Source organism: Micromonospora sp. DSM 43699 (assembly GCF_055517075.1).
Genome location: NZ_JBTMMT010000002.1, coordinates 1 through 12,664, shown reverse-complemented (window position 1 = coordinate 12,664; position 12,664 = coordinate 1). Strand labels below are relative to the sequence as shown.

The 12,664-nt window shown below is 72.9% G+C and carries 11 protein-coding genes; 7 read left to right on the top strand and 4 right to left on the bottom strand.

Going from position 1 to position 12,664, the window contains the following annotated elements; translation table 11 throughout:
* Positions 1–17: 17 nt before the first annotated feature.
* A complete protein-coding gene (locus AC0AIB_RS01450; protein ID WP_465095846.1) occupies positions 18–920 on the bottom strand; it encodes a hypothetical protein in 903 nt (300 codons plus the stop codon).
* Positions 921–1,320: 400 nt separating this feature from the next.
* Between AC0AIB_RS01450 and AC0AIB_RS01445 the strand changes: the two genes are divergently transcribed.
* A complete protein-coding gene (locus AC0AIB_RS01445; RefSeq protein ID WP_328341629.1) occupies positions 1,321–1,476 on the top strand; it encodes a hypothetical protein in 156 nt (51 codons plus the stop codon).
* Positions 1,477–1,655: 179 nt separating this feature from the next.
* Positions 1,656–2,573, top strand: a complete 918-nt coding sequence (locus AC0AIB_RS01440; protein ID WP_442930594.1) for a hydroxymethylglutaryl-CoA lyase — start codon at positions 1,656–1,658, stop codon at positions 2,571–2,573.
* A 135-nt stretch (positions 2,574–2,708) separates the two neighbouring features.
* On the opposite strand, the gene AC0AIB_RS01435 is transcribed toward AC0AIB_RS01440, so the two are convergent.
* Positions 2,709–3,278 (bottom strand): snapalysin family zinc-dependent metalloprotease, encoded by a 570-nt coding sequence (locus tag AC0AIB_RS01435; RefSeq protein WP_328341627.1) that lies wholly within the window; start codon positions 3,276–3,278, stop codon positions 2,709–2,711.
* Between the two features lie 203 nt (positions 3,279–3,481).
* Between AC0AIB_RS01435 and AC0AIB_RS01430 the strand changes: the two genes are divergently transcribed.
* The 3 genes from AC0AIB_RS01430 (at position 3,482) to AC0AIB_RS01420 (ending at position 9,071) form a co-directional block, all read left to right on the top strand.
* Complete coding sequence (locus tag AC0AIB_RS01430; RefSeq protein ID WP_328341625.1) at positions 3,482–5,014, top strand: acyl-CoA carboxylase subunit beta; 1,533 nt, start codon at positions 3,482–3,484, stop codon at positions 5,012–5,014.
* A 159-nt stretch (positions 5,015–5,173) separates the two neighbouring features.
* On the top strand, positions 5,174–6,328 hold the full coding sequence (locus AC0AIB_RS01425) for an acyl-CoA dehydrogenase family protein (RefSeq protein WP_465095845.1): 1,155 nt from the start codon (positions 5,174–5,176) through the stop codon (positions 6,326–6,328).
* Positions 6,329–6,452: 124 nt separating this feature from the next.
* Complete coding sequence (locus AC0AIB_RS01420) at positions 6,453–9,071, top strand: ATP-binding protein (protein ID WP_328341621.1); 2,619 nt, start codon at positions 6,453–6,455, stop codon at positions 9,069–9,071.
* A gap of 252 nt (positions 9,072–9,323) precedes the next feature.
* Here the strand turns inward: AC0AIB_RS01420 and AC0AIB_RS01415 are convergent, their stop codons facing one another.
* A complete protein-coding gene (locus AC0AIB_RS01415; RefSeq protein ID WP_328341619.1) occupies positions 9,324–9,830 on the bottom strand; it encodes a MarR family winged helix-turn-helix transcriptional regulator in 507 nt (168 codons plus the stop codon).
* A gap of 100 nt (positions 9,831–9,930) precedes the next feature.
* Between AC0AIB_RS01415 and AC0AIB_RS01410 the strand changes: the two genes are divergently transcribed.
* Together AC0AIB_RS01410 and AC0AIB_RS01405 are read left to right on the top strand one after the other, a co-directional pair.
* The gene (locus AC0AIB_RS01410; RefSeq protein ID WP_328341617.1) at positions 9,931–10,509 is read left to right on the top strand and encodes a YceI family protein; all 579 of its coding nucleotides are present in this window, start codon (positions 9,931–9,933) and stop codon (positions 10,507–10,509) included.
* Between the two features lie 233 nt (positions 10,510–10,742).
* Complete coding sequence (locus AC0AIB_RS01405) at positions 10,743–12,221, top strand: glutamate-cysteine ligase family protein (protein WP_328341615.1); 1,479 nt, start codon at positions 10,743–10,745, stop codon at positions 12,219–12,221.
* 220 nt (positions 12,222–12,441) lie between these two features.
* Here AC0AIB_RS01405 and AC0AIB_RS01400 read toward each other — a convergent pair.
* A partial coding sequence (locus tag AC0AIB_RS01400) for a hypothetical protein (RefSeq protein WP_465095844.1) occupies positions 12,442–12,664 on the bottom strand: 223 nt, incomplete at its 5' end.

Genomic DNA, 12,664 nt, shown 5'->3' with positions numbered 1-12,664 from the left:
CCACGCGGGCGGCGTGGTCAGGCCAGCCGGACCCCATCCGACGGGTACGGCAGGGGCACCGGTCGGTGCGTCGGGGTGCCGACGACGTCGATCCGGGGCGGCAGCGACACCGTGTCGATCCGGGGCGGGCGGTGCCGACCGGCCGGGGCGTCGTTGGTCGGGGCCGGGCCGGCCGGGAAGTGCCCGGGGTTGCGGTCCTTGCGGGCCAGCCCGTCCAGCAGGGTGGTCTCCCGTGGTCGCGGTACGTCCCCCGGGCGGCTGCCGCCGTCGAGCGGCCCGGAGCGCGGGCGTCCCGTCCGGGTCGCCTCGACGGTGGCGCGTAGCAGGTCGTTCCGGGCCTTCCACGCGGACAACGTGCGGCGGAGCGAGGCGTTCTCGGTGCGGAGCGAGGCGTTCTCCGTGCGGAGCTGGGCGATGATGCGGTGGGCGTCGTCCCCGGTGGGGTCCACCCCGTCGGGCGTGGCCCCCGGGTCGACGCCCCCGGGCCGGACCGGGTCGTCGGTGGCCGGTCGGCGCTTCGTCGGCGGTTCACCCCGGGCCGCCTCGTAGAGCCGTTCGAGCCGGCGCAGGGTCGCCGCCCGGTCCGTCTCGGCGACGGTGTGGTCGACCACCAGCACGACGGTCTGCCACGGCGGCCCCTTCGTCTCCGTGGTGAAATGCCGGGACAGCCGCTTGCGCCAGGTGGCCCAGGTGCGGCCGGACCGCCTGTCGCAGATCCGGGCGGCCAGCCGGCTCCAGGTGTCGACCGCGCCGATCTCCGGGGACAGCTCGACGAGGTCGCGGACGGTCAGCGCGTACTCGGACACCGCCTTCGAGCCGTACCGGGACTCGTAGTCGGCGGCCAACTGCTCGCGCGGGACGAGACAGTGCCGCTGATGCCGTCCCGTCGGCGGGGTCGGCGTGCTGGTGTCGGAGGTCATGCGCGGACCTTTCGCAGAGCTGCCGGATCGGGTGGTCGTTCGTACCCGTACCCAGCCATGATGACCGCCTCCATCAATGCCCGTGGTCGGTTTCTGGCCGGGTGGTTGTCCGGGTAGGACGTTGCGGTCGTGGTCCCGGTATCCGTTGCCCCGGAAGCGCCCGGCCACGCTCCACTTTGGCCGGGTGGCACCGCGTGCTGCCCGGCCAGAAGGGCGTGCTGGGCGGCCCGACCGGTCGTTGTGCCTGGCGTGCGGGGGCGGCCGTCGACGTGTGGGACGGCCGGCCGGGCACACACCCCGGCCGATGGGTTCCATCGGCGGGTACTGCGTCCTCAAGGGTGGAGACATGGGAAGCGGAAGATCGATCGGGGGCGCCCGCCCGCGCCTGGACCGTCGTCGGGTGGGCCGGCGCCTGCGGTCGACGGCGTTGTTCGCGGAGGGGGCGGCGGCGATGGCGCTGGTGCTGGGCCGCGAGGACGTCGTCGGCTGGGCGGGTGCCGTCGCGGCGGTGTTGCGCAGCGCCGCCGAGCTGGTGGAAGGCCCGGCGCAGCGTTGATCTCCCGGGTGGCGGGGGTCGGTCCCGGCCCCCGACACCCGGGGCAGCGTGGCGGCGGAGGCAGGCGTGGTGTTCCCTGGAGGGACCACCTGTCGCCCGGCGTCGCCCGGTCGTCGTTCCCACGAGGGGCGACGGCACGGGACGACGCTCCGGCGACCCCACGTCACAGCGAGGTGACCATGAGTCAGATGCCAGCGGCGGTGTCGATCCGCGAGGTCGGGCCGCGCGACGGCCTCCAGAACGAGGAGCCGATTCCCACCGAGGCCAAGGTGCGGCTGCTCGACGCCCTGTCCGGCACCGGCGTGCGCCGGATCGAGGCGGTGTCGTTCGTGCACCCGTTGGCCATCCCGCAGATGGCCGACGCCGACGAGGTGTGGCGGCGGGCCGGGAAGGCCGACGGGGTGCGTTACTCGGCGTTGGTGCCGAACACCAGGGGTGCGCAGCGGGCACTGGCCGCCGGTTTCACCGAGATCGAGGTGGTGGTCTCGGCCAGCGACACGCACAACCGGCGCAACGTCAACCGCTCCACCGCCGAGTCGCTCGACGACATCGCCGAGCTGGTCGACCTGCTGCACGGGGCGGGTGCCCGCGCCGAGGTGATCGTGGCGACCAGCTTCGGCTGCCCGTACGAGGGGGACGTCGACCCCGGGCGGGTCGCCGGGATCGTCGAGCGGGTGGTCCGCGACGGCGCCGACCGGGTCGCGTTCGGCGACACCACCGGCATGGGTACGCCCCGACGGGTCCGGGAGCTGGTCACCGCCGTGCGTGACCGTGCCCCGGACGTGCCGGTGCTGCTGCACTTCCACAACACCCGGGGCACCGCGTTGGCCAACCTGCTTACCGCGTTGGAGCTGGGGATCACCGAGTTCGACGCCAGCGTCGGCGGCCTGGGCGGCTGCCCGTACGCGCCGGGGGCGAGCGGGAACCTGGCCACCGAGGAGGCGGTGCACATGCTGCACGACATGGGCATCGACACCGGCATCGACCTGGACGCCCTGATCGCGGTCGCCGAGCTGGCCGAGGACCTGCTGGGCAAGCGGCTGCCCTCCGGGGTGCTGCGGGCCGGCCCGCGTACCCGGCTGACCGCCCGGCCCTGACGACCCGGTGGCGCCGGGGTGGCGGGGTCGGCCTGCGGGCGGCACCGCTGCCCGGGCGTCGGGACGGGCCGGCGCGCGACGGACGGCGGGAGGGGCCGGCGTGGTGCCGGCCCCTCCGTCGGATCGTGCGGTGGTTCAGCCCACGGTGAGCAGGGCCGGCCAGCTGTCCCGGAAGACCTGGCTGCCGGTGCCGCTGCTGCGCTCGGTGGCGCTCAGGGTGCCGGCGAACAGGCTGCTGACCCGGTTCGCCTCGGCGGTGCTCGGGTACGGGTTGGTGCAGCTGGTGCCGGCGCTGCCGCCGGACATCAGGATCGCGCAGTTGCCGTTGTAGTTGTCGGGCAGGCCGAGGATGTGCCCGATCTCGTGGGTGAGGATCCGCAACGGGCTGTACTGGGCGGCCTGCTGGGTGTCGATGTAGACCCGGCCGTTGCCGAGGCTGGTGCGCTGGGCGTACGAGCCGCCGCCGGTGATCTGGTAGATCCGCAGGTTGCTGCCGCAGTTCGCGGTCAGCGTCAGGTTGGTGGTGGCGTTGTTCCAGATCGAGGCGGACTGGCTGGCGATGCCCGCGTAGCTCGGCGCCTGGCTGGTGTTGTAGCAGATGGTCATCGCGGCGGAGGCGGGCGCAGGGTTGGCGACCGTGATGCCGAGGGTGGCGGTGGCCGTCGCCAGGGCGGCGACGGCGAACCGGCCGATGCGTGAGTTCATGACTCACTCCAATCCGGAGGGGGTGTCAGGAGCGTAGCCAGACTGATAGCCAACTATCAATATCTTGAACGGAAGTCGGTCGGGTGGTCGGGCGGGGTCCGGATGCGCTAGCCTAACGATCGTTCAGGCCGGTCGGCGCGGCGACGGCGTAGGCGCGGCACGGCGGTCGGCGCGTCCACGGGGCGCGGGGCGAGGGGGTCGGCGTGACGCTCGACGATGCGGCACTGGAACAGTTGCGCAAGCGCGCCCGCGCGGGCGGTGCGGACAAATACCACGCGGCGAACGCCGGCAAGGGCAAGCTCTTCGCCCGGGAACGGGTCGCGCTCCTGGTCGACGAGGGTTCGTTCGTCGAGGACGGGCTCTATGCCAACGCCCTGGCCGAGGGGCTGCCCGCCGACGGCGTGGTCACCGGCACCGCGACCATCGACGGTCGGCCGGTCTGCCTGATGGCCAACGACTCCACCGTGAAGGCCGGCAGCTGGGGTGCGCGCACCGTCGAGAAGATCATCCGGATCATCGAGCGGGCCTACTCGACGAGCGTGCCGATGGTCTACCTGGTCGACTCGGCCGGTGCCCGGATCACCGACCAGGTCGACCTGTTCCCCGGTCGACGCGGCGCCGGGAAGATCTTCTGGAACCAGGTCCGCGCCTCGGGGGCGATCCCGCAGGTCTGCGCGCTGTTCGGGCCGAGCGCCGCCGGTGGGGCGTACATCCCGGCGTTCTGCGACGTGGTGGCCATGGTCGACGGCAACGCCAGCATGTACCTCGGCTCCGACCGGATGGTCGAGATGGTCACCGGGGAGAAGACCACCCTGGAAGCGATGGGCGGGGCCCGGGTGCACTGCGCCGAGTCCGGCGTGGGCCACTTCCTGTGCAGGACCGAGGCCGACGCGCTCGACGTGGTGAAGACCTACCTGTCCTACCTGCCGTCGAACTGGCAGCAGCAGCCGCCCAGCGCGCCGGCCGTCGCCGCGCCGGAGAAGGCCGACCTGGCCGCGCTGGTGCCGGCCAGCGAGCGGCAGGCGTTCGACCTGCGCCGGTACGTCAAGGGCCTGCTCGACGAGGGTTCGTTCTTCGAGATCCAGGCGCTCTGGGCGAAGGAGCTGACCATCGGGTTCGGTCGGCTGGACGGCGAGGTCGTCGGCGTGGTCGGCAACAACTCGATGTTCAAGGGCGGGGTGCTCTTCGTCGACTCGGCCGACAAGGCGACCCGGTTCGTGCAGCTCTGCGACGCGTTCAACGTGCCGCTGCTGTTCCTGAGCGACGTGCCCGGGTTCATGGTCGGCAGCGCGGTGGAGAAGCAGGGCATCATCCGGCACGGGGCCAAGATGATCACCGCGATCTCCGAGGCGACCGTACCCAAGATCTGTGTGGTGGTGCGCAAGGCGTACGGCGCGGGCCTGTACGCGATGGCCGGTCCCGGCTTCGAGCCGGACGCGACGATCGCGCTGCCCACCGCGAAGATCGCGGTGATGGGGGCCGAGGCGGCGGTCAACGCCGTCTACGCCAACAAGATCGCGGCGATCGCCGACGAGACCGAGCGGGCCGCCTTCGTCGCCGCGAAGCGGGCCGAGTACGAGCAGGACATCGACATCGTCCGGCTCGCCAGCGAGCTGGTGATCGACGCGATCGTCGAACCGCACGAGCTGCGCGCCGAACTGGTCCGCCGGTTCGCCGCCGCCCGGAGCAAGGACCGGCACTTCTCCCGCCGCCGGCACGGCGTCACCCCGGTCTGACCGGCCGCCCCGATCCGCCACCGCCGCTGTCGACCGGCCCGGCCCGACGGGCCGTCACCGATCCGCCATCACCGTCGACCGGCCCGACCGGTCGTCCACCCGACCCGCCGCCCCCGGCGTCACGAGCGCCCGGGGGAGGCACCCGTACAGGAGGAACCGATGGACTTCCGGCTCAGCGAGGAGCAAGAGGCGCTGCGGGAGAGCGTGCGGGACTTCGCCCGCGAGGCGGTCGCCCCGGTGATCGCCGAGCACTACGAGCGGCACACCTTCCCCTACGGGCTCGTCCGGCAGATGGGCAAGATGGGGCTGTTCGGCCTGCCCTTCCCCGAGGAGCACGGCGGGATGGGCGGCGACTACTTCGCCCTCTGCCTGGCCCTGGAGGAGCTGGCCCGGGTCGACTCCAGCGTGGCGATCACCCTGGAGGCGGCGGTCTCCCTCGGTGCGATGCCGATCTTCCGCTTCGGTACCGCCGCGCAGCAGGAGCGGTGGCTGCCCAGGCTGCTCAGCGGCGAGGCGCTGGCCGGGTTCGGGCTGACCGAGCCGGGCACCGGGTCGGACGCGGGCGGCACCCAGACCCGGGCGGTGCTGGACACCGCGACGGACGAGTGGGTGATCAACGGGTCGAAGGCGTTCATCACCAACTCGGGCACCGACATCACCGCCCTGGTCACCGTCACCGCGGTCACCGGCACCAACCCGGACGGCTCCAAGGAACTGTCCACCATCATCGTGCCGTCCGGGACGCCCGGTTTCACCGTCGCGCCGGCGTACTCGAAGGTGGGGTGGAACGCCTCGGACACCCACGAGTTGACCTTCGACGACTGCCGGGTGCCGGCGGAGAACCTGCTCGGCGCGCGGGGCCGGGGCTTCGCGCAGTTCCTGCGGATCCTCGACGAGGGGCGGATCGCGATCGCCGCCCTGGCGGTCGGCCTCGCCCAGGGCTGCGTCGACGAGTCGGTGAGGTACGCGAAGGAACGCCAGGCGTTCGGCCAGCCGATCGGCAACTACCAGGCCATCCAGTTCAAGATCGCGGACATGGAGCTGAAGGCGCACACCGCCCGGCTGGCCTACTACGACGCCGCCGCGCGGATGCTCGCCGGTGAGCCGTTCAAGCGGCAGGCCGCCATCGCCAAGCTGCACGCCAGCACGATCGCGGTGGACAACGCCCGGGAGGCGACCCAGATCCACGGCGGCTACGGCTTCATGAACGAGTACCCGGTGGCCCGGTTCTGGCGGGACGCCAAGATCCTGGAGATCGGTGAGGGCACCTCCGAGGTGCAGCGCATGATCATCGCCCGCGATCTGGGCATGTGACCGTACCGTCCGATCGGGTCGGGCGCAGCACGGCGACGGCGTTTTGTCGGGTATCCGCAGCCCTTCGTCGGTAGGCCGACGAAGGGCTGCTCGGCGTCGTATCCCGTCCGTACCCTTCCTGCCCATGACCCCGGATCATGATCACTTGGCCGACGCGGGTGGTCGTACCCCGATCGGGGAGTTGGTGCGGGCCCACCGCCTGGCCGCCGGTCTCACCCAGGCCGACCTGGCGCAGCGGGCCGGGGTCGGGGTGCGGACCGTCCGTGACCTGGAACGCGGCCGGTCGCAGCGGCCGCAGCGCACCACCGCCGAGCTGATCGCCGGGGCGCTCGGCCTGACCGGCGCGGCCCGGTCCGGCTTCCTCGCCAGCGCTCGCGGCCGGGCCAACGCCGACCCGGCGGTCCCGGCGGCCGTCGGGCTCCCGCACCGCCCGACCCTCGCCGGCACCACCCACCGCGACCCCGACCTCCCGGGTACGCCGATCGCGCTCCCCCCGGCGGTCGAGTTGATCGGTCGGGAACGGGAACTGGACGAGCTGGCCGGGCTGCTGACCGGCGACGGTTGGCCGCCGGTGCTGAGCCTGGTCGGTCTGGCCGGCGTGGGCAAGACCGCGCTGGCCCTGGCCGTGGCGCACGCGGTGGCCGACGCGCATCCCGGTGGGGTGGCCGGGGTGCTGATCGGCGTCGGATCCGACGTCAACGACGTGCTCGCCGCGGCCTGCGCGGTGCTCGGCGCGGCCCGGCTCCCCGAGTTGGCCGCCCGGCTCCGGGGCCGGCCGGCGTTGTTGCTCGTGGACGCGGTCGAGCGGGCGCCCGACCCGGTGGCCGAGGTGCTGCACCTGCTCGTCGCGGCGGTGCCGACCCTGCGGGTGGTGGTGACCGGGCGGCATCCGATCGGCATCCCCGGCGAGATCGTCCGCCCGGTGGCGCCGCTGGAGGTGCCCCCGGCCGACGTGGTCGACCCGGCCGGGTTGGCCCGTTGGCCGGCGGCGGCCCTGTTCACCGCCCGGCTCACCCGGGTCCGCCCGGAACCGCCCGGCCCGGACGAGCTACCCGCCCTCACCGCGCTGGTCCGGCGGCTCGACGGTCTGCCGCTGGCGATCGAGCTGATGGCGGCCCGGGGGCGCATCCTCGACCTGCCCGAACTGCTCGGCCGGTACGGCGACCGGGTGCTCGACCTGGCTGGCCCGGATCTCGGCGGGCGAGGTTGGGAGGCCGCGCCGCCGGGGCGTACCGCCGAGCCGACCCGGGCGGCGACGGTGACGCTGCGGGAGGCGGTGGCGACCAGCTACCGGTTGCTCGACGACGGGGAGCAGGCCGCGCTGCGTCGACTCTCGGTCTTCGCCAACCGGTGGTCGGTGGAACTGGCCGAGGAGTTGCTCGCCGACGAGGCCGACCGGGAGCCGGCGGTGGTGGTCGATCCGGTGCCCCTGCTGGACCGGTTGGTCGAGCTGGGACTTGTCAGTGTCCGGGGTGCCGGTCCGTTGCGGTTCCGCCTGCTCGACGCGGTCCGCGAGTACGCCATCGAGCAGGCCGCCGGCCGGGGCGAACTGACCGCAGCCCGACGCCGGCACGCGGTGGTGGTCACCCGGCTGGCGACCCGTACCGCTCCGGAGCTGGTCGGGGCGCGACGATCCGCCGCCGTACGTCGGCTCGACGAGGCGACCGGTGACATCGGCGCGGCGCTGGCACACGCCGCCCGCGACGACCCGGGCACCGCCCTGCGGCTGGCCGCCGCGCTGCCCCGGTGGTGGCGGATGCGGGGGCGGGACGTCAGTGGTCGGCAGTGGCTGCGCCGGCTGCTCGCCGACCCCCGTACCGCAGATGCTGATCCGGCGCTGCGCGCATGGGCGCTGCTCGGGGTGGCCCGGCTCGCCGCCGAACACGGTGCGGCGGCGCACGAACTGCCCGCCGCCCGCGCCGCGCTCGCGGTGCTGGCCGGGCAGGCCGACGTGACCGGGGAACTGGCGGCGCGGCTCGTCCTCGGCACCCTGCTGGTCGCCACCGGTGGATACGAGGAGGCGGCCGAGCAGGCGCAGGCGGTGCTGACCCTGGCCACCCGGCACGGCCGGACCCGCGACGTGGCAGTCGCCCAACACCAGCTGACCTGGCACGAGATCCGTCTCGGCGAGCTGCCGGCCGCCCGGCGTCGACTCGCCGCGGTGGACCGGCTGGCCGCCCAGTGCGGGGAGCCCCGGCTGCGCCTGCTGGCCCGCGCCGACCTGGCCGAGGTGGCCCGGCTGGAGGGCCGGTACGGCGACGCGGTGGAGCAGGGCCGGCGGGTGGTCTCCGCGCTGGCGGGGGTGGGTGATCCCGGGCAGCGGTGGCGGGTGCTCGGCACGGTGGGCCTGGCGCTGGCCCGGTCGGGCCGGGCGGACGAGGCCGCCGAGGTCCTGGCCGAGCTGCGCTGCGACGGCCGCCCGGGGGCATTCCCGTCCCGGGCGGAGGCGGGGCTGTTCGGGCCTCATCCGGCCGGAGGCGGGTCGGTCCGGGTGGAGGAGGGGGTGTGTGCGCTGATCGAGGGCACCGTGGCGCAGCATCGGGGGGACCGGGAGCTGGCGGCGGAGTGGTTCGCGGTGGCGGTGGCCGCCGGGGCGGTCGGCCAGGACCGGCGGGACGTGATCGAGGCCCTGGTCGGGCTGGCCGCGAACACCGGCTCGACCGAGGTGCGCGAGCGGTTGACGCAGGTGTGCCGGCAGGGCGGAATCCGGTTGCTGCCGATGGAGGAGCGCCTGTTGGGATAGGCGCGGGGGTGGCGCGAGCGAGCAAGCCCCCTGGTCAAACCCCTCGCTCAATCGCTCGCGCCGGCACCCCCCGGTGCTCCCCCGCGCGATGAAGGCTAGCCAGGGTGACCGTCCTTTTTGTGGGCATCGGCGGGTGTGCGTCCGGTGGGTCCGTTGGGTTCTGCCGCTTTTTCTGCCGGTGTGGGTGACGGGTTCCCGACGGCGGATCGGCGGGGTTCCGTACGGCGGACAGGCCGGGCTCCCGGCGGTGGTTCAGCAGTGGAGCGGCGGCTCGTCGGTCGGTGCCCGGTCGGTGCTGCCGGCGGTGGCTCCCGGGTGGACGGCGTCACGCACCTGACGCAGGCCGTCCAGCATCGCGGCGAGGGTCCCGGGTGCGAGTTGGCCGGTGAACCACTGCTCGATGATCCGCAGGTGGCCCGGTAGTGTCTCGTCCAACCGCCGCAGGCCGGCGGGCGTGACCACCGCGTACGAGCTGCGCCGGTCGGACGGGCAGGCCCGGCGGCGGAGCAACCCGTCGCGTTCCATCCGGTCCACCACCCGGGTGACGCCGCTCGTGGACAGGGAGGTCTGCGCGGCCAGGTCGGTCATCCGCAGTTGGTTGCCGGGTGATCGGCTGAGGCGCATCAGCACCTCGAACTCGACAGCCGAGAGTCCGTGTTCCTCGTACTGCGCGGCGAAGCGGGCGGTAAGCCCGGCGTGCGCCTCGACCAGCAGGCCGACGGCGGTGATCCGGGGGTCGTCGAACACGTTGTCGTCCACCTGGTCATCCTAACAGTGCTTGACATGGGGAATATTGCTGCGACTATAGTTGCTCAGGCAGTCGTTGGGCTCCTCACAATCTTCCCCGGAGGGCAGTTACATGACCAGCACCGAGTCGGTTACCCGCGACTGGGACGGCCTCACCATTCCCGCCGCCGGCACCTACCTGCTGGATGCCGCGCACAAGCGGGTGGGCTTCGTCGCCCGCCACATGATGGTCAGCAAGGTGCGCGGTGAGTTCGCCGACGCGACGGCCACCGTCACCGTCGCCGAGGACCCGTTGCAGTCCGCGGTCACCGCCACCATCCAGGCCGCCAGCATCAACACCGCCCAGGCCGACCGGGACGGTCACCTGCGCAGCCCCGAGTTCCTCGACGTCGAGCAGTTCCCGACGCTGGAGTACCGCAGCACGGCGGTGAAGTCCCACGACGGCAACGAGTTCGTCCTGCTCGGTGACCTGACCATCAAGGGTGTCACCCGCCAGGTCGAGCTGGAGGTCGAGTTCGAGGGCGTCGGCCGTACCCCGTTCGGCACCGACGTGTTCGGCTTCACCGCCAGCACCGAGATCGACCGCGAGGACTTCGGCCTGACCTGGAACGTCGCCCTGGAGACCGGCGGCGTGCTGGTCGGCAAGAAGATCAAGATCGAGATCGAGGGCGAGGCCGTCCGCCAGGCCTGAGCCACCCGCCGTCGAGGCCCCCGCTCCCCGCGAGCGGGGGCCTCGACGCGTACGGGTGCGGATTGTCACTGTCCGACGACAGCGCCACCGGTGCGGGTGGGAGCGCCGCTGGGTAGAGAAGCGGTAAGCGCATACCCGGTGGGCACTGGCCCCGGCGCGTGGGCGCTCCTATGGTGGTTCACACTGCGCGCCGGGACGCTCACCGTCCCGCGCGTCTCACGCCTGGAGGAAACATGGGTAGGGACGTCGAGCAGGGCGCGTTCTCCCGGGAGGACCGGGTCCGCTACCGGCAGAAGGTACGGCGTTGTCTGGACGTCTTCGCGCTGATGCTCGACGACTTCGGCTTCGACGCCGACCGGCCGATGACCGGCCTGGAGATCGAACTCAACCTGATGGACCCGGACGCGGAACCGGCGATGCGCAACGACGAGATCCTCGCCGCGATCGCCGACCCGCTCTTCCAGACCGAGCTGGGGCAGTTCAATCTGGAGCTCAACGCGGCACCCCGGCTGATCGAGGGGGCCGGCTTCGCCGACTACGAGAGCGACCTGCACAGCAGCCTGACCCGGGCCGACGAACGGGCCGCCAAGTCGGACGCCCGGATCGTCATGGTCGGCATCCTGCCCACCCTCACCGAGCAGCACCTGGTGGCCGACAACCTCTCCACCAACGAGCGGTACAGGGTGCTCAACGACCAGATCGTCGGCGCCCGGGGCGAGGACATCGAGCTGGACATCCGGGGGGTGGAGGAACTCCGGACGCACACCGACTCGATCGTCCCCGAGGCCGCCTGCACCAGTCTCCAGTTCCACCTCCAGGTGGCGCCGGACAGCTTCGCCGACTACTGGAACGCCTCCCAGGCCATCGCCGGTGTCCAGGTCGCCGTGGGTGCGAACTCACCGTTCCTCTACGGCCGGCAGCTCTGGGCGGAGACCCGGATCGCCCTGTTCCAGCAGGCCACCGACACCCGCCCGGACGAGCTGAAGGCCCAGGGGGTGCGCCCCCGCGTCTGGTTCGGGGAACGCTGGATCACCTCGATCTTCGACCTGTTCGAGGAGAACGTCAGGTACTTCCCGCCACTGCTGCCGATCTGCGCCGACGAGGACCCGGTCGAGGTGCTGCACGCCGGCGGCGTCCCGCAACTCTCCGAGCTGCGGCTGCACAACGGCACCGTCTACCGCTGGAACCGCCCGGTCTACGACATCATGGACGGCCGCCCGCACCTGCGGGTGGAGAACCGGGTGCTGCCGGCAGGCCCGACCGTGGTCGACATGCTTGCCAACGCCGCCTTCTACTTCGGGTTGGCGCGCGGGCTGGCCGAGTCGGACCGGCCGATCTGGAGCCAACTCACCTTCAGCTCTGCCGAGGAGAACTTCCACGCGGCTGCCCGACGGGGCATGGACGCGGTGCTGCACTGGCCCCGGCTCGGTCAGGTACCGGTCACCAGGCTGGTCCTCGACACCCTGCTGCCGAAGGCGGCCACCGGGCTGGACCGGTTCGGCGTCGCCCCCGCCGAACGGGACCGGCTGCTCGGCATCATCGAACAGCGCTGCCGTACCGGCCGCAACGGCGCGGTCTGGCAGACCGAGACGGTGTGGACCGCCGAGCGGCACCGCAACCTCGACCGGGACGCGGCCCTGCACCACATGGCCAACCGGTACGCCGAACTCCAGCGCAGCAACGAGCCGGTGCACACCTGGCCGGTCGACTGATCCACCCCGCCCCGCCCCGGACGCCGCGCCGGGCGAACGCTGTCGACCCGTCGGCTGGTGGAGACCGTTCATCGCCCAGGGCGTATGCCGGACCGGCATATTCATGCCGCAGTGTCATACCCGCTGTGCGGGAGGTGTGTCCCGACGCGGGGAAGGTCTGTCCCCCCGACGAGTCCGCAAGGGGTGCGCGGGCCGGCGAGGATCAGCGTATCCGGCGAGGTCAGGGGGTGCGGCGTCCGGCGCGGGGCCTGGGCACGGCGGGCGGATCCGTCGGCATCCCACCCGAGGCGTCGGTCCGGGTGGCCGGGAGATCCGCCGGGGCGGCCGGGAAGTCGGCACGGGCATCCCGACCGGACGGCGGGACCGGGTCGGACGGGACCGGGTCGGTGGCGGCCGGCCGGTCGTCCAACTCGCCGGTGCGGGGGTGGGGCACCGGCGAGTTG